A 16,744-nucleotide genomic window follows, 5' to 3' on the forward strand; every position below is an offset into this window, starting at 1 on the left:
ATGGCGGACGCCGTGAGCTTCTCCTTCTCCGACACCATCGCGGGCTACGTCGTCCGCTTCGACTCCGGATCACGCCTCCTGCGGCTGAAGACCTCCGACGGCCGCGAGTTCGACGTCTCGCTCGCCGGCGGCCCGAGCGCCGAGCTCGTCCGCAACCTGGAGGAGCCCTACATCGACGCCTCCGGGCACATCGACGAGATGCTCTCGCCCGGCCGGTTCCTCTTCGCCTACGGCATCCACTACCCGGAGCACGGCGGGCGCTTCGACGCCAAGCGCCTGGTGTTCCTGGGCCGTGGCGCCGAGGACTACCGCTTCGAGGAACCCAGCTGGTGGATCAAGCAGATCGAATCGCTCGCCGACTTCTACAAGCGGGCGCAGTTCGGCGACGGGCCGGTGGACTTCACCGAGTACCGCACCGAGATCCGGCTCGGCGGGGACAAGACCGCCAGCCACGTCCAGGAGACCGACACGATCTCCCGCCTGGTCTACGGCATGGCCTCGGCCTACCTGCTGACCGGCAAGGACGAGTACCTGGAGGTCGCCGAGCGCGGCACCGAGTACCTGCGCAAGCACATGCGCGTCGTGGACGGCGAGGAGGACGTGGTCTTCTGGTACCACGGCATCAGCGTCGACGGGGACACCGAGCGCAAGCTGTTCACCTCGGAGTTCTCCGACGACTACGACGCGATCCCGATGTACGAGCAGATCTACGCGCTGGCCGGCCCCATCCAGACGTACCGGGTCACCGGTGACGTCCGGATCAAGAACGACGCGGACGCCACCATCCGGCTGTTCGACAAGTTCTTCTTCGACCCGGAGCAGGGCGGCTACTACTCGCACATCGACCCGATCCTCTTCAGCGCCGACCACGAGTCCCTCGGCGAGAACGCCGAGCGCAAGAACTGGAACTCGGTCGGCGACCACGCGCCCGCCTACCTGATCAACCTGTACCTGGCGACCGGCGACCAGAAGTACGCCGACTTCCTGGAGTACACCTTCGACACCATCGCGGACCGCTTCCCGGACTACAAGAACAGCCCCTTCGTCCAGGAGCGCTTCAACCGGGACTGGTCGCACGACAAGGCGCACAGCTGGCAGCAGGATCGGGCCGTGGTCGGCCACAACCTGAAGATCGCCTGGAACCTGATGCGGATGAACTCGCTGAAGGCCAAGCCGGCGTACGAGGAACTCGCCAAGAAGATCGGCGAGATCATGCCGGCGGTCGGCAGCGACGTGCAGCGCGGCGGCTGGTACGACGTCGTCGAGCGGCTGAAGTCCGGCGACCAGGAGGCGTATCGATTCGCCTGGCACGACCGCAAGGCCTGGTGGCAGCAGGAGCAGGCGATCCTCGCCTACCTCATCCTGAACGGCACGGTCGGCGGCGAGGCCAACCTGCGCGAGGCCCGGCAGGCGCAGTCCTTCTACAACACCTTCTTCCTCGACCACGACGAGGGAGCCGTCTACTTCAACGTGCTCGCCGGCGGGACGCCGTACCTGCTCGGCACCGAGCGGCTCAAGGGCAGCCACTCGATGTCCATGTACCACTCGGCGGAGCTGTGCTACCTCGCCGCCGTCTACAACAACCTGCTCATCAACGGCCGGGAGATGGACTTCCACTTCCAGCCCGACCCGACCGGCCTTCCCGACCGGATCCTGCGCGTCTCGCCCGACCTGCTCCCCGCGGGCTCCGTGCGGATCGCGTCCGTGGAGATCGACGAGAAGCCGTACGAGGAGTTCGACGCGGACGAACTGACCGTCCACCTCCCCGACGTCCAGGGGCGGGTCAAGGTCAAGGTCCGGCTCCGGCCCGTGGCCAAGTAGTTCCACAGGGGCTCACCGCGCGCTCAACGGGGGGCGCCCCAACCAGAGGGGAAAGCAAGCAATGAGTCTCAACGTCAAGGAACGCCGCAACAAGACGGGCACCGTGCTCGTCGCCACCGGTGAGATCAACAGCGAGACGTCCGGCTCGCTGCTCCAGGCGCTGCTGCCGCTGGTCCGCGAGGGCAGGCCGCTGCGGATCGACCTCACGGCGGTCACCTACGTCTCCAGCGCCGGCCTGCGCACGCTGCTCGTGGTCTACCGCGAGGCCCAGCACGCGGGCGTGGCCGTCACCCTGTACGGGGTGAGCGAGGAAGTCCGGTTCGTCATGTCGGCCACCGGATTCCTCGACTTCTTCGAGACCGGCGAGGCGGCGGCCGCGGAGGCCAAGGCCAAGGCCAGGGCGGCGCGATGAGCGAGCCCAGGTCCGAGCAGGTCCTGCGCGTCGACGCGTACCCGACCCACGAAGTGGGCGGGTACCGCGTCCGCGCCGGCAAACCGTTCCCCTTCGGGGCCAACGTGGTCCCCGGCGGGGTCAGCTTCTCCGTGTTCTCCGACCAGGCCACCTCCATGACCCTGGTCATCTACAAGCGCGGAGAGCCCGAGCCGATGGCCGAACTGGAGTTCCCCGAGGAATTCCGCACCGGCAGCGTCTTCGCCATGACGGTCTTCGGCCTCGACCACGAGAACATCGAGTACGGGTACCGGGCCGACGGCCCCTACGACCCGGTCACCGGCCACCGTTTCGACGCCCGCCAGGTCCTCTCCGACCCCTACGCCCGGCTGATCGCCGGCCGCGACGTGTGGGGCGTGGAGCCGGACCGCAGCCGCGGCTACCAGTACCGCTCCCGCGTCTGCCTCCAGGACTTCGACTGGGGCGACGACACCCCGCTGGGCATCCCCGCCGAGGACCTCGTCGTGTACGAGACCCACGTGCGCGGCTTCACCCGGCACCCCAACTCCCAGGTCACCGCGCCCGGAACCTTCGCGGGGCTGCGCGAGAAGATCCCGTACCTCAAGGAACTCGGCGTGAACTGCATCGAGCTCCTGCCCGTGTTCGAGTTCGACGAGAGCGACAACCCGCGCAGCAACCCGGAGACGGGCGAGCGGCTCTTCGACTACTGGGGCTACAACACCGTCTCGTTCTTCGCACCCAAGGCCGGCTACGCCGCCACCGGACGCTACGGGATGCAGGGCGACGAGTTCCGCACCCTGATCAAGGACCTGCACGCGGCCGGCATCGAGGTCATCCTCGACGTCGTCTTCAACCACACCGCCGAGGGCAACGAGCAGGGCCCGACGATCTCCTTCAAGGGCCTCGACAACGCCACGTACTACATGCTCACCCCCGAGGGGTACTACTTCAACTTCAGCGGCACCGGCAACACCGTCAACTGCAACCACCCCGTCGTGCGCAACTACGTGCTCGACTGCCTGCGCCACTGGGTCGCCGACTACCACATCGACGGCTTCCGCTTCGACCTCGCGGCCATCCTCGGCCGGGACCTGGACGGCACCCCGCTGCCCAACCCGCCGCTGCTGGAATCGCTCGCCTTCGACCCGGTCCTGCGGCACACCAAGCTCATCGCCGAGGCCTGGGACGCGGGCGGCCTCTACGAGGTCGGCAACTTCCCGGCCTACGGCCGCTGGGCCGAGTGGAACGGGAAGTACCGCGACACCGTGCGAGGCTTCCTCAAGGGCGACCCGGGGCTCACCGGCGAGCTCGCCACCCGGATCGCCGGCTCGCCCGACCTCTACTCCAGCCGCGGAACCGCCGCCTCGGTCAACTTCCTGACCGCGCACGACGGTTTCACCCTCGCCGACCTGGTCTCCTACAACGACAAGCACAACGAGGCCAACGGCGAGAACAACAACGACGGCGCCAACGACAACAACAGCTGGAACTGCGGAGCCGAGGGGCCCACCGACGACCCCGAGGTGGGCGCGCTGCGCACCCGGCAGATGAAGAACGCCCTCGCCATCCTCTTCACCAGCCAGGGCATCCCGATGCTGCTGGCCGGGGACGAGGTCGCGCGGACCCAGCAGGGGAACAACAACACGTACTGCCAGGACAACGAACTGTCCTGGTTCGACTGGGACCAGGTCGACGAGAACGCCGAACTGCTCCGGTTCACCCGCCAGATGATCGCCTTCCGCAAGCACCACCGGGAACTGCGCGCGACCGCCCACCCCACCGGCCGGATCCGCGAGAACCTGGGTCTGCCCGACATCAGCTGGCACGGGGAGCGGGCCTGGCAGCCCGACTGGTCGGCGGACAGCCGGCTGCTGGCGGTGGCCCGCTGCGGCACCGGGGACGACGACGTGGTGTACGTGGCCATGAACGCGCACTGGGAGTCCCACGACCTGGAACTGCCCGCCCTGCCCGGCGGACGCAGCTGGCACCTCTTCGCCGACACCGGGGCCGAGGCGCCGCACGACATCCGCACCCCGGGCACCGAGCAGGAACTCGACAACGCCGGTAAGTACCTGATCGGCCCGCGCTCGGTCGTGATCCTGGTCGGCCGCACGAACGATCCCGACGAGTAGAAGGAGACCTGAGATGCCCCTTTCCGTGTCCCTGAGCATCGACGGCGATACCACCGTGATCGAACTGACGGGCGAGCTGGACGCCAAGACCGCGCCGGACTTCCACCAGACCATCGAGAAGGCCGCCGGGCACGGCACCAGCACCGTGGAGATCCGGATGGCCGGCGTCGGCTACATGGCCAGCGCCGGACTGCGCTCCCTGGTCTTCGCCCAGCAGAAGGTCGCCGACCACGTCACCATCAAGGTGGTGGGCGCCATCGAGCCGGTGTCCCGGACCATCCGGACGGCCGGCCTCGACCGGAGCATCGTCCTCGCCGACGAGTGACCACCGTGACCGACATGGCCGAACTGGCGAGGGAGTCCGCCGTACTGGAGGTGCCCGCGACGGTGGGGGCACTGGGCGAGATCGCCTCCTTCGTCCTGCGGCTGGCCGGACGGGCGGGCCTGGACAAGGGCGCCGCCTACCGGATCCGGCTGGCCGTGGACGAACTGGCCACGAACATCGTGATGCACGGGTACCGGGGCGGCGACGGACGGATCACCGTCCGCGGCCGCTCCGGCCCGGGCGAGGTGCGCATCGTCATCGAGGACGGCGCACCCGCCTTCGACCCCGTCGAAGGCCGCCTTCCGCCCGCCCCCGGGGTCCCCCCCGGGGAACGGCGGATCGGCGGCCTCGGCATCCACCTGGCGCTGACCAGCGTGGACGGGTTCGGCTACCGACGCACGGACGGCCGCAACATCAGCACGCTGACCGTGAGAGCTGAGGGGACGGACCCATGCCCTCCACGACCGTGATCATCCTCGACGTGAACCCGCCCCCGCCGCCCGAACTGCGGGACGCGCTGCGGACGATGGACGCGCACCTCGTCACCCGCTCCCTCATGGAGCTCCGCGAAGGCCCGCTGGAACGGCTGCCCGTCGCGGACGTACTGCTCGCCCCGGCCGAGGCCGACGGGGAGTCCGTACGGATGGCCGTGCGCCGGCTGCGCCGCTGGGCCGGAGAACCCATCGTGGTCGTCTGGACCGTGTCGGAGTTCGCCGCACTGGAGGAACACGTACGGCTCGGGCACGACTACCTGGTCCCGCCCTTCCTGCCCGCGCTCGTCGCGGCCCGCCTGCACAGCTGCTCGGAGCGCGCCGGACTCGGCCGCACCCTGCGCGAAGCGGACGCCCGCGCCGAACTCATGGGCTACGAGAAGGAACTGGAGATCGGGCGGGAGATCCAGGCGGGCTTCCTGCCCGAACGGCTGCCCGTCCCGGACGGCTGGGAGATCGACGTACGGTTCCGGCCGGCCCGCCAGGTCGCCGGGGACTTCTACGACGTCTTCGAGATATCCCGCGGCCGCCGGCTCGCCTTCGTCGTGGCCGACGTCTGCGACAAGGGGGTCGGAGCCGCCCTCTTCATGGCACTCATCCGTTCCCTGCTGCGGCACACCGCAGAGAACAGCGGACTCCAGCACCTGGTCGCCGGACGCACCGGAGGCAGCCGCCGCATCCCGGTGGTCGGCGCCACCCCGCTGCTCAACGCGGTCACCGCCACCAACGGCTACCTCACCCGCAACCACCTGCGGCAGGGCTACTTCGCCACCCTCTTCTTCGGGGTGCTGGACCCGCTCACCGGCAGCCTCGTCTACATCAACGGCGGCCACAACCCGCCCCTGAAACTGCCCGCCGACGGCGGTCCGCCCGTCGCGCTCGAGATCACCGGACCGGCCGTCGGGGTACTGCCCGACTGCGTCTACACCCTCGGCTACGCCCAGCTGAACCCGGGCGACACCCTCTTCGTCTTCACCGACGGAGTCCCCGAGGCCCGCTGCCCACAAGGCCGCTTCCTCGGCGACGAACGCATGCTGGAACTGCTCGCCGGCCCCCCGGCCAGCGGCAGGGAGGTCGTCGACCGCATGGACTGGGCGGTGCGCGAGCACACCGGCACCGCCGAACAGCACGACGACGTCACCATGATGGCCCTGCACCGGCCCGATCCACGTGCGGCGCGGGGGCCGCACGCGGACGGCACCGGCCATCGGGTGGTGGCCTGATGACCCGGACCATCGTGGTGCACTCGCACCGAGGTGGCACGGGCAAGTCCTCGGTACTGGCGAACCTCGCGCTGCTCCTGGCGGCCGAGGGGCGGCGCGTCGGGGTGGTGGACACCGACATCCAGTCACCCACCCTCGATCTGCTCTTCCGGCTGGGTCCGGGCTTCTCCCTGGCCGACTACCTGCTCGGCCGCTGCGAGATCGAGGCCGCGGCCCAGCAGGTGGGCACCGAGTGCGGGCCGGCCGGGCTGTACGTCGTACCGGCCCGGACCGGGACGGCCGCCCTGCGCGAGATCATGACCAGCGGATACGACGTGGGGCTGCTCCCGGAGGGCTTCGACCGGCTGGCCCGCCACCTCGCCCTCGACGTACTGCTCCTCGACACCCACGCCGGACTCAACAACGAGTCGGTGACGGCCATGGCCAGCGCCGACGTACTGATGATCATGGCGCGGGCCGACCGGATCGACCTCTCCGGCGTCGAGGAGACCATCGCCCTGGCCGGGCGCCTGCCCTGCCGGCGGACCCTGGTGCTGAGCATGGCCCCCGCCGGCGTCGACCGGGAAGCGGCCCGGCGGCGCGCGCAGGAGGTCTACGGGGCACCCCTGGCCGGAATCCTTCCCTACTCGCCGGAAATGGCGGCGCTGTACGGGGAGCGCATATTCGCAGAAGCCCACCCCGACCACCCCCTGGTCGATGAATTCCGCACCATCATCTCGGCGTTGGACGCACGTGACGAAGTATCGCGGGCCTGACGTCGTCCCCTTACGCCCCTTGCGACGGGCGTGTTCAATCGGCAGCGAATCCAGAACAAGGAGAGAATCATGAAGATTCTCGTCGTCATGACGGCCAAGGCCACCCTCCACCTGCTGGACGGCGAACAGCACCCCTCGGGATTCTGGGCCGAGGAATTCGTCGTCCCCTACCAGTTGTTCAAGGCCGCCGGTCACGCCGTGGACGTCGCGACCATCGGCGGTCAGGCGCCGACGGTCGACCAGACGAGCATCGACCCCCAGTTCCTCCAGTGGGTCCGCCCCCAGGGGTCGCCCGACGAGGACGCGGCCAACGCCGCCGAGTACGTCCGGGTCATCGAGAACACCCCCCGCCTGAAGGCGCCGATCGCCCTGGAGTCCCTCACCGAGAAGGACATCGCCGACTACGACGGCGTCTACGTCAGCGGCGGCCACGGCGCCATCGGCGACCTGCCCAAGTCCGACGAGCTCGCCCAGATCCTGCGCTGGGTCATCGCCCAGGACAAGCCGCTCGCCACCGTCTGCCACGGCCACACGTCGCTGCTCGCCCTGCGCGACGGCGAGGGCCGCTGGCCCTTCGAGGGCTACCGGATGACGGCCTTCTCGCACAGCGAGGAACTGGTCACCAACATGGCCGGCCGGCTCCCGCTGATCCTGGAGGTCGAGCTCACCAGGCTCGGCGCCCGCTACGAGAAGGCCGAGGCGATCTGGGACTCGCACGTGGTCGTGGACCGGAAGCTCACGACAGGCCAGAACCCGTACTCCTCCAAGGCCCTCGCCGAGACGTTCCTGACACAGCTCGCGAAGGGCTGACCGCAGCCCCCGCACCCGAATCCGGAAGGCAGCCATGACACAGCGCGCGCTCAGCGACCAGCCCCTGGCCAACCCCGGGAAGTTGTTCATCGGCGGCAAATGGGTCGAGGCCCAGGACGGCCGCACCGAGCCGGACATCAGCCCCGTGGACGGCCAGGAGATCGTGCCGGTGGCCCAGGCCACCGCCGCCGACGCGGACGCGGCCGTCGCCGCCGCCCGCAAGGCGTACGAGGAAGGTCCGTGGAGCAGACTGTCGGCCCAGGAGCGCGCGCTGCGGCTGAACCGGGTCGGCGAGCTCATCGAGCGCGACCTGGAGGAGATCGCCCTCCTGGAGACCGTGGACATGGGCAAGCCGTTCGCCTTCTCCAGCACGGTCGACGCCCCCATGGCGGCCCAGCTCATGCACTACTACGCCGGCGCCGTGACCCGTGTCGACGGCTCCTCGCGGGCCCCGGCCGGAGGCCAGCTCGCCTACACCCTGCGCGAACCGCTGGGCGTGGTCTGCGCGATCACCCCGTTCAACTTCCCGCTGCTGCTGTCGATGACGAAGATCGCGCCGGCCCTCGCGGCGGGCAACACGGTCGTCCACAAGCCCTCCCCGGCGACCCCGCTCACCGCCCTGAAGATCGCGGAGCTCTTCCAGGAGGCGGAAATACCCGACGGCGTGTTGAACGTCATCACCGGTCCCGGCGTGGAACTGGGGGAGACCCTCACCGACCACCCGGACATCGACAAGATCGCGTTCACCGGTTCCACCGCCGTCGGCCAGTCCATCATCCGCAAGGCGGCCGGCACCCTGAAGAAGGTGACGATGGAGCTCGGCGGGAAGTCCGCCAACATCGTCTTCGCCGACGCGGACCTCGACGCCGCCGAGGAACTCGCCTTCTTCGGCATCTACTACAACAAGGGCGAGATCTGCACCGCCGGCTCCCGCCTCCTGCTCCAGCGGCCCATCCACGACGAACTGGTCGAACGCCTCGTCCGCAGGGCCTCCGCGCTCAAGCCCGGCGACCCGCGCGACCCGGCCACCCTCTTCGGGCCCCTGGCCCACCGCGGACAGTTCGACAAGGTCAGCTCCTACATCGAGGTGGGCGAGAAGGAAGGCGCGGTCCTGCGCACCGGCGGCACCGGCTGGACCCCGGAGGGAGCCTCCAGTCAGGGCCTGTACTTCCTGCCGACCGTCTTCACGGGCGTCGACAACGGCATGCGGATCGCGCAGGAGGAGATCTTCGGACCGGTCCTGTCGATCATCCCCTTCGACACCGAGGAGGACGCCGTGCGCATCGCCAACGACAGCGCGTACGGCCTCGCCGCCGGGGTCCACACCAAGGACCTGCGCCGGGCCCACCGGGTCGCCTCCCAGATCAAGGCCGGCACGGTCTGGGTGAATTGCTACAACCAGTACGACCCCTCCGTGCCCTACGGCGGCTACAAGGCCTCCGGCTACGGCCGCGAATGCGGTCCGGAATCCCTGGAGAGCTACACCCAGACCAAGTCGGTCTGGATCGGCATGGACTGAGACCGGCGTCGCAATCCCGGTCACCCTTCCCGAGGAGCGTCATGCGGACAGGCATCATCGGCACCGGCCGGATCGGTTCGACCCTCGCCAGGATCCTCGTGGCCGCGGGCCACGAGGTCGTGGTCGCGGGCGCCCGCGGCCCACAGAGCCTCGGCCCGCTCCTGGCGGAACTGGGACCGGCGGCCTCGGCGGCGCACCCCGCCGAGGCCGCCGCCCGGGCCGACCTCCTGGTGCTGATGGTGCCCTTCGACGGCGTACGGGGGCTGCTCCCGCCGCACGTCGTCCAGGACAAGGTGCTCGTGGACGCCACCAACGCGTTCAGCGGCCCCGGCGCCCCGGCCGACTTCGGCGGCCGCGGCTCCAGCGATCTCGTCGCCGAGTGGTACCCCGGCGCCCAGATCGTGAAATCCCTCAACACCATGCATTTCGAAACACTCGCCGTCGCCGGCACCGCACCCGGAGAGCGCCTGGCGCATTTCACCGCGGGCGACGACGTGAAAGCGAAGGAAATCGTCGCGGGCATCATCTCGGACCTGGGATTCGCACCCGTCGACACCGGCCCGCTGCACTCCGGAGGAATTCTCCAACAGCCCGGCGGACCCCTCTTCAACCGGCCGCTCACGGAAGCGCAGGCGCTGGCATGGATATCACACTGAATGTGAACGGCAGATCCGAGCAGTTCCCGGCGCAGCCGAACGAACTCCTCGTGGAACGGCTCCGCGAAGGCCTCGGCCTCACCGGGACCAAGGTCGGCTGCGACACCGGCCAGTGCGGCACCTGCGTGGTCCGGCTCGACGGGAAGTCCGTCAAGAGCTGCCTGATCCTCACCGCCTCGGCCGCCGGCTCCGAGGTCACCACCATCGAGGGCGTCACCACCCCCGGCGGCGAACTCACCGGCCTCCAGGAGGCGCTGCGCCAGGAGCACGGCACCCAGTGCGGGTTCTGCACCCCCGGCATGGTCATGGCACTCGGCGAGCTCGTCGACTCCACCGCCGGAGGCGAGGCCCCCACCGAGCCGGAGATCCGCGAATGGCTCACCGGCAACCTCTGCCGGTGCACCGGCTACCACAGCGTCGTCCGCGGCGTGCAGCGCGCCTGTGCCGCCGCGGGCGGCGAGGAGCCCGCCGAAGCCGTCACCGCCGCAGCCGGCCAGGAGGTGTGAGGACATGACCACAGAGACGGGGGAGCGGACCGAGGAGTCCGTCTCCACGGAGAGACACGAGTCACCGGCGGACCCGGGACACACCGTGCTCGGCAAGCCGATCGACATCCGTGAGGATCCGCAGCTGCTGCGCGGCGAAGCGAAGTACGTGGCCGACATCGACCTGCCGGGAACCGCCCACATGGCGATCCTGGGCAGCCCGGTCGCCCACGCGAAGATCCTGTCCATCACGACCAAGGCGGCCGAGCAGATGCCCGGCGTCCTCAAGGTGGCCACGGCCGCGGACTTCACCGACGTGATGCCGCTGCCCTGCATCTGGATACCCGGCGGCGTCGAGAGCCACTTCCCGCCCCACCCCTACGGACTTCCCGGCGCCCGCCCGGTCCTCACCGGCGACGCCGTGCGCCACGTCGGCGACCCCATCGCCGTGGTCGTCGCCGAGACCCCGCGCCAGGCCGCGGCCGCGCTCGCCGCCATCTCCGTCGAGTACGAGCCCCTGCCCGTGGTCACCCGCGCCGACGAGGCCCTCGCCGAGGGCGCGCCCCAGCTCCACGAGGCCGTCCCGGGCAACCTGAACGCGTACTGGACCTGCGGCGACAAGGACCGCACCGACGCGGCCATCGCCGAGGCCGAGGTCACCGTCGAGCTCGACCTGGTCAACCAGCGGACCATCAACAGCCCCATCGAGCCCCGCGGCGCGGTCGGCGACTACGACCCCGCCACCGGCGAGTACACGCTCTACGCCTCCACCCAGGGCCCGCACAACCACCGCTTCCTGCTCTCCGCCCTGGTCCTCGGCATCCCCTTCAACAAACTCCGGGTGATCGCCCCGACCGTCGGAGGCAGCTTCGGCACCAAGGGCTACCTCTACCCCGACATGGCACTGGTCCTGCTGCTCTCCAAGGCGCTGGGCCGTCCCGTGAAATGGGTCGACACCCGCACCGGTCTGATGAACTCCACCGTCCAGGGCCGCGACCACCGCCAGCACGTCACCCTCGCCGGCACCCGCGACGGCCGCATCACCGCCGTGCGCGCCACCAGCTACGCCAACCTCGGCGCGTACCCCTCCACCATCGGCCCCGGCGTCGCCACCGCCCTGATGGGACGCTCCATCAGCGGCATGTACGAGATCCCCGCCGCCTTCTGCGAGGTCTACGCCGCCTTCACCAACACCGTCTCGCTCGGCGCCCAGCGCGGCAGCGGGCGCGCGGAGGCCGCCTTCCTGATGGAACGGCTCGTCGACCGGTACGCCTCCGAGATCGGCATGGACCCGGCGGAGGTCCGCCGCCGGAACCTGGTGCCGCAGGAGAAGTTCCCGTACGACAACGGCCTCGGCTGGACCTACGACTCCGGCAACTACCGGCCGAACTTCGACAAGGCCCTCGAACTCGCCGGCTACGCGGACATGCCCGCCCGCAAGGCCGAGGCCCGCACCCGCGGAAAACGCCTCGGCGTCGGCCTCGCCACCTACGTCGCCATCTGCGGGGTCGGCCCCTCCACCCGGATGTCCCAGGAGGGCATGCTCGGCGGCACCTGGGAGAGCGCGAACATCCGCGTCCACCCGACCGGCGAGGTCACCGTGACCGTCGGCTCGGCCTCCACCGGCCAGAGCCACGCCACCGTCTTCGCCCAGGTCGCCGCCGACGAGCTCGGCATCGATCCTTCGAGCGTCCAGGTCCTCGAAGGGGACACCCAGAAGGCCCCGTACGGACAGGGCACCTACGGCTCCCGCTCCTACAGCATGGCCGCGCCCGCCGTCGCCCTCACCGCCCGCAAGATCAAGGCCAAGCTGATCCGGGCCGCGGCCGTCTTCCTCGGCATCCCCGAGGCGAAGGTCGTCTACGAGGGCGGCGGGGTCCACGAGGAGGGCAACGCGGAGAACGCCAAGACCTTCGCCGAGCTCGCGATGGCCATGTGGTACGGCTGGGGGCTGCCCCCCGAGATCGAACCGGCCCTCGACGAGACCACCCACTTCGACCCGCCGGACTTCAACTACCCCTTCGGGACGCACGTCGCCGTCGTCGAGATCGACGAACTCACCGGCGAGACCGAGGTGGTGGCCTACACCGCCGTCGACGACGCCGGCAACATCGGCAACCCGAAGATCGTGCACGGCCAGATCGAGGGAAGCATCGTCCACGGCCTCGGCCAGGCCCTCATGGAGGCCGCCGAATACGCCGAGGACGGGCGGCTGATCAGTTCCGACCTGAACCACTACGCCCTGCCGCGCGCCGCCGACGTGCCGTTCTTCGCCATCGACAAGACCGTCACGCCCACCCCGCACAACCCGCTCGGCGCCAAGGGCGCCGGCGAGATCGCCACCGTGCCGCCCGCAGCGGCCGTCGTCAACGCGGTCGTCGACGCCCTGTCCGACCTGGGCGTCCAACACATCGACATGCCCCTCACCCCCGAGAAGGTCTGGCGCGCACTGAGAGGAGAAGCACGGTGATCCTCACCGCGTTCGACTACGTCCGGCCCGTAGGCCTCGACGAGGCGCTGACCCTGCTCTCCGGGACCCGCGGCGCCCGCGTGCTCGCCGGCGGCCAGAGCCTCCTGCCCGACCTGCGCACCGGCGCCGAACGGGCCCGGCTGCTGGTCGACGTACGGCACCTGGAGGAGCTGCGCGGCATCGACAGCGGCTCCGACGGCCGGCGGCTGCGGATCGGCGCCCTCACCACGCTCGCCGAACTCTCCGCGCACCCCCTGGTCCTCGCCGGGGCGCCCGAACTGGCAGCCGCGGCCCGCGCCAACGGCGACCCGCAGGTCCGCAACCTCGGCACCGTCGGCGGCAACCTCGCCGCGGGCGGGCGGGCCACCGACCTCCCGGTCGCCGCCATCGCCGCCGACGCGGCCGTCGAACTGGCCGGCCGGGGCGGGCGCAGGACGGTGACCGCCGAGGAGTTCGCGGCCACCGGAGCGCCCGCCGCCACCGTCGTCACCGCGCTGCTGGTGCCCTCCGCAGGACGGGCCGCGGCCTTCGAGAAGACCGCCGACCGGGCCACCCGCTACCCGATCGCCGCCACCGCCGTACGGATCACCCCCGACGGGCCGCGCATCGCGGTCACCGGGGCCACCCCGCGCGCGCTGCGGCTGCGGCGGGTCGAGGACCGGCTGCGCGGCGGCCCGTACACCACGGACGCGGTGCTCGCGGCCTTCCGTGCCGAGCCCCGGGAGTTGTTCGTCCCCGGACGCGGCACCTCGGCCGAGTACCTCGGCCATCTCGCGGGGGTCCTGACGGCCCGCGCCTTGCAAAGGGCGGAGCAGGCGACCGCCTGACCGCCCGTCACGGGGGAGTTGAAGCAGTGGAACCGTACCGGACGACGACCACGGGGACGGCCGTGCAACCGGCCGCGCACGCGGCCGGAGCGCCGCACAGGGGCTCGGGCTTCTGGGTGGTGGGAGCGGTCCTCGTCCTGCTCATGCTCTCCTCCTCCGTGCCCTCCGCCCTCTACGTGCTCTACCAGCAGAGATGGGGGCTGTCCTCCGGCACGATCACGGTGGTCTTCGCCCTGTACGCCGTCACCGTGCTCGCCGGGCTCCTGCTGTTCGGGTCCCTGTCCGACACCCTGGGCCGGCGTCCCGTCCTCGGCGCCGGCCTGGTCCTGGCGATCGTCTCGATGGGACTGTTCGCCGGGGCCCAGGGGCTCGGCCTGCTGCTCGCCGCCCGCGCCGTACAGGGGCTCGCCGTGGGCCTCGCCACCGGAGCCATGGGCGCGGCCCTGCTGGAACTCAGCCCGAGCTCCCGGCCCGCGCTCGGTGCCCAGGTCAACAGTGCCGGACCGACCGTGGGCATCGGGCTCGGCGGGCTCGGGGCCGGACTGCTCGTCCAGTACGCGCCCGCGCCCACGGTGCTGAGCTACCTCCTGCTGGTGGGAGCCTTCGCCGTCACCCTGGTGGGGGTGGTCCGGATGCGTGAGAGCGCTCCCGGGGCGGGCGGGCGGTTCCGGATCGTCCCGCACCGGATCTCGGTGCCCGCCGGAGCCCGCCGGCGATTCGGCATCCTCGTCCTGACCATCGTCGCGGTGTGGTCCGTGGGCGGCTTCTACCTCTCGCTCGGCCCGCACCTGGCCCTGTCCCTGCTCCGCTCCACCAACTACCTCGTCGGCGGGGCCACCGTCGCCCTCCTCGCGGGCGCCGCCACCGTGGCCCAGCTGGTGCTCGGCCGCACCGAGGCGCTGCGCACCGCCGTCCTCGGACTGCTCGGGCTGCTCGCCGGGCTGGCCCTGGTCCTGCTGGCCCTGGGCATCGGCTCGGCCCCCGTGTTCCTGGTGGCCACCGCGGTGCTCGGCAGCGGGTGGGGGGCCGCGTTCCTCGGGTCCTTCCGGGCGCTGTCCGCACTCGCCGACCCGGCGCACCGGGGCGAACTGACCGCCGCCGTATACGTCTTCGCGTACCTGGCCATGAGCGTGCCGGCGGTGCTCGCCGGGATGCTCACCAACATCCACGGGCTGCACCGCACCTCCGTCGGCTTCATGGCCGCCGTCGCCGCGGTGTGCGCACTGGCCCTGCTGGCCACCCTGCGGTTGGCCGCCCGCACCAGGTCCGAGGGGAGCACCGCATGAACGGCGCGGACATCGGGGCGGCCGATCTGAGGTCGGCCCTGCACGGACTGGAGATCTTCGCCGGACTCACCGGGGAGCAGCTGGACTGGCTGGTCTCGGTCTCCGAGCCGCGGGTCCTCGCCGACGGGGAGGTGCTCTTCCGGGACGGCGAGGAAGCGGGCCGCTTCCACGTCCTGCTCTCGGGCGGGCTCGTCGTCACCAAGGTCGTCGACGGCCGCGAGGAGGTGCTGACCCGGCACTCCACCGAGGAGGAGAGCGCCGCGGCCGAGGACCACGACGGCAAACCCTCCGCCGCACACCGGTTCACCGGGGAACTGCCCCTGCTCACCGAGGGCTCCTACGTGGCCACCGCGGCCGCGAGCGGTCCGTCGACCACCGTCGTGGCGTACGAGAAGCCGGTCTTCTTCGAGATGCTCTCCCGCTGCCACGGGGTCGCCGCCGTCCTGCTGCCCGTGCTGGCCTGGCGGATCAAGTCCTCCGAGGTCCAGGCCCGCAAGCGGGCCACCGTGGAGGCCCTCGGGACCCTCGCCGCCGGGCTCGCGCACGAACTGAACAACCCGGCCGCCGCCGTGGCCCGCGCCGCCCAGGAACTGGCCCCGGCCCTGGACCGGCTCACCCGCACCGCCCACGCCTGGGGCGCCGCCGCCACGGGCGCGGAGCGCTCCGTACTCGACCGGCTCGCCGAGGAACTGGACAAGCTGCCGCCACCGGTGACCACCGACCCCCTCGCACAGGCCGACGCCGAGGAGGAGATCGCCGACTGGGCCGAGGAGGCCGGCACCGAACGGCCCGGCCTGCTCGGCTCGGGGGTCTCGGACCTCGGGCTCGAACTGGACTGGCTTCGGGAGCGGCTGGAGGGGATCGGGGACCGGGCCCTCGCGCCGGCCCTGGACCACCTGGCGGCGCTGCTGGAGATCCGGTCGCTGGCCGCGGAGCTGCGGGCCGCCGGTCCGCGGATCTCCCAGCTCGTCTCCGCCACCCGGGATTACGCCAATCTCGACCGGGCCCCCGAGCAGCGGTTCAAGGTGACCGACGGACTGGAGAACACCCTGGTCGTGCTGCGTGCGAAGCTCGCCGGCATCACCATCGTGCGCGCGTACGAAGACGGTCTGCCCGAACTGACGGGCTATCCGAGCGAGTTGAACCAGGTGTGGACCAACCTGGTCGCCAACGCCGCCGAGGCCATGGAAGGCGCCGGGACCCTGACCCTGCGCGCCCGGGCCGAGGGCGTCTGCATGGTCGTGGAGATCGCCGACACCGGCAGCGGCATCCCCGAGGAATCCCTGCCGAGGATCTTCGAACCCTTCTACACCACCAAGGACGTGGGCAAGGGCACGGGCCTGGGGCTGCACCTCAGCTACCGGATCGTGACCCAGCGCCACCACGGCTCCCTCACGGCCCGCTCACGCCCCGGCGAGACCCGGATGGTCGTCCGGCTGCCCTTCGCCGGCAGCGCCGAGGCCTGCGCCCCGCCCGCCGACGGCCCCGCCGACGCACCACCTGCCGCCACCCGTCCCACCACCCGTTGAAGG

General features: G+C 70.9%; 15 protein-coding genes. All 15 read left to right on the forward strand.

Translation table 11 applies throughout. The annotated features are described in order from the left end of the window. The 15 genes from ACIQ5Y_RS07720 (at position 1) to ACIQ5Y_RS07790 (ending at position 16,741) form a co-directional block, all read left to right on the forward strand. Positions 1–1,821, forward strand: a complete 1,821-nt coding sequence (locus ACIQ5Y_RS07720) for an AGE family epimerase/isomerase (RefSeq protein ID WP_403876246.1) — start codon at positions 1–3, stop codon at positions 1,819–1,821. A gap of 61 nt (positions 1,822–1,882) precedes the next feature. Beyond that, positions 1,883–2,233 (forward strand): STAS domain-containing protein, encoded by a 351-nt coding sequence (locus ACIQ5Y_RS07725; RefSeq protein ID WP_365172622.1) that lies wholly within the window; start codon positions 1,883–1,885, stop codon positions 2,231–2,233. Further along, entirely contained in the window at positions 2,230–4,365 is a 2,136-nt protein-coding gene (gene glgX, locus ACIQ5Y_RS07730) for a glycogen debranching protein GlgX (RefSeq protein ID WP_403876250.1), read from the forward strand. Before ACIQ5Y_RS07725 ends, glgX begins: the two co-directional genes overlap by 4 nt. Positions 4,366–4,378: 13 nt before the next feature. Continuing rightward, complete coding sequence (locus ACIQ5Y_RS07735; protein WP_384586045.1) at positions 4,379–4,690, forward strand: STAS domain-containing protein; 312 nt, start codon at positions 4,379–4,381, stop codon at positions 4,688–4,690. A gap of 14 nt (positions 4,691–4,704) precedes the next feature. Beyond that, a complete protein-coding gene (locus ACIQ5Y_RS07740; RefSeq protein WP_403876254.1) occupies positions 4,705–5,160 on the forward strand; it encodes an ATP-binding protein in 456 nt (151 codons plus the stop codon). Next, positions 5,142–6,404 carry a PP2C family protein-serine/threonine phosphatase gene (locus tag ACIQ5Y_RS07745; protein ID WP_403876256.1) on the forward strand — a complete coding sequence of 421 codons (1,263 nt, stop codon included), beginning with the start codon at positions 5,142–5,144 and terminating at the stop codon, positions 6,402–6,404. The genes ACIQ5Y_RS07740 and ACIQ5Y_RS07745 overlap by 19 nt, the downstream gene beginning before the upstream one ends. Next, positions 6,404–7,159 (forward strand): P-loop NTPase, encoded by a 756-nt coding sequence (locus tag ACIQ5Y_RS07750; protein WP_403876259.1) that lies wholly within the window; start codon positions 6,404–6,406, stop codon positions 7,157–7,159. Before ACIQ5Y_RS07745 ends, ACIQ5Y_RS07750 begins: the two co-directional genes overlap by 1 nt. A 69-nt stretch (positions 7,160–7,228) precedes the next feature. Further along, positions 7,229–7,969, forward strand: coding sequence for a type 1 glutamine amidotransferase domain-containing protein (locus tag ACIQ5Y_RS07755; RefSeq protein ID WP_403876262.1), 741 nt, complete (start codon positions 7,229–7,231; stop codon positions 7,967–7,969). A gap of 34 nt (positions 7,970–8,003) precedes the next feature. Next, positions 8,004–9,488 carry an aldehyde dehydrogenase family protein gene (locus ACIQ5Y_RS07760; protein WP_403876265.1) on the forward strand — a complete coding sequence of 495 codons (1,485 nt, stop codon included), beginning with the start codon at positions 8,004–8,006 and terminating at the stop codon, positions 9,486–9,488. Positions 9,489–9,529: 41 nt separating this feature from the next. After that, positions 9,530–10,144, forward strand: coding sequence for an NADPH-dependent F420 reductase (locus tag ACIQ5Y_RS07765; RefSeq protein ID WP_403876268.1), 615 nt, complete (start codon positions 9,530–9,532; stop codon positions 10,142–10,144). Then, complete coding sequence (locus ACIQ5Y_RS07770; RefSeq protein WP_403876555.1) at positions 10,141–10,650, forward strand: (2Fe-2S)-binding protein; 510 nt, start codon at positions 10,141–10,143, stop codon at positions 10,648–10,650. Before ACIQ5Y_RS07765 ends, ACIQ5Y_RS07770 begins: the two co-directional genes overlap by 4 nt. 4 nt (positions 10,651–10,654) lie before the next feature. Beyond that, on the forward strand, positions 10,655–13,099 hold the full coding sequence (locus tag ACIQ5Y_RS07775; RefSeq protein WP_403876271.1) for a xanthine dehydrogenase family protein molybdopterin-binding subunit: 2,445 nt from the start codon (positions 10,655–10,657) through the stop codon (positions 13,097–13,099). After that, a complete protein-coding gene (locus tag ACIQ5Y_RS07780) occupies positions 13,096–13,926 on the forward strand; it encodes an FAD binding domain-containing protein (protein ID WP_403876274.1) in 831 nt (276 codons plus the stop codon). The genes ACIQ5Y_RS07775 and ACIQ5Y_RS07780 overlap by 4 nt, the downstream gene beginning before the upstream one ends. A gap of 26 nt (positions 13,927–13,952) precedes the next feature. Next, positions 13,953–15,212, forward strand: a complete 1,260-nt coding sequence (locus ACIQ5Y_RS07785; protein WP_403876276.1) for an MFS transporter — start codon at positions 13,953–13,955, stop codon at positions 15,210–15,212. Beyond that, positions 15,209–16,741 (forward strand): ATP-binding protein, encoded by a 1,533-nt coding sequence (locus ACIQ5Y_RS07790; RefSeq protein ID WP_403876278.1) that lies wholly within the window; start codon positions 15,209–15,211, stop codon positions 16,739–16,741. Before ACIQ5Y_RS07785 ends, ACIQ5Y_RS07790 begins: the two co-directional genes overlap by 4 nt. The last annotated feature ends 3 nt before the right edge of the window (positions 16,742–16,744 follow it).

It is taken from the genome of Streptomyces sp. NPDC096339 (genome assembly GCF_044762985.1).
Taxonomy (GTDB): Bacteria; Actinomycetota; Actinomycetes; order Streptomycetales; family Streptomycetaceae; genus Streptomyces.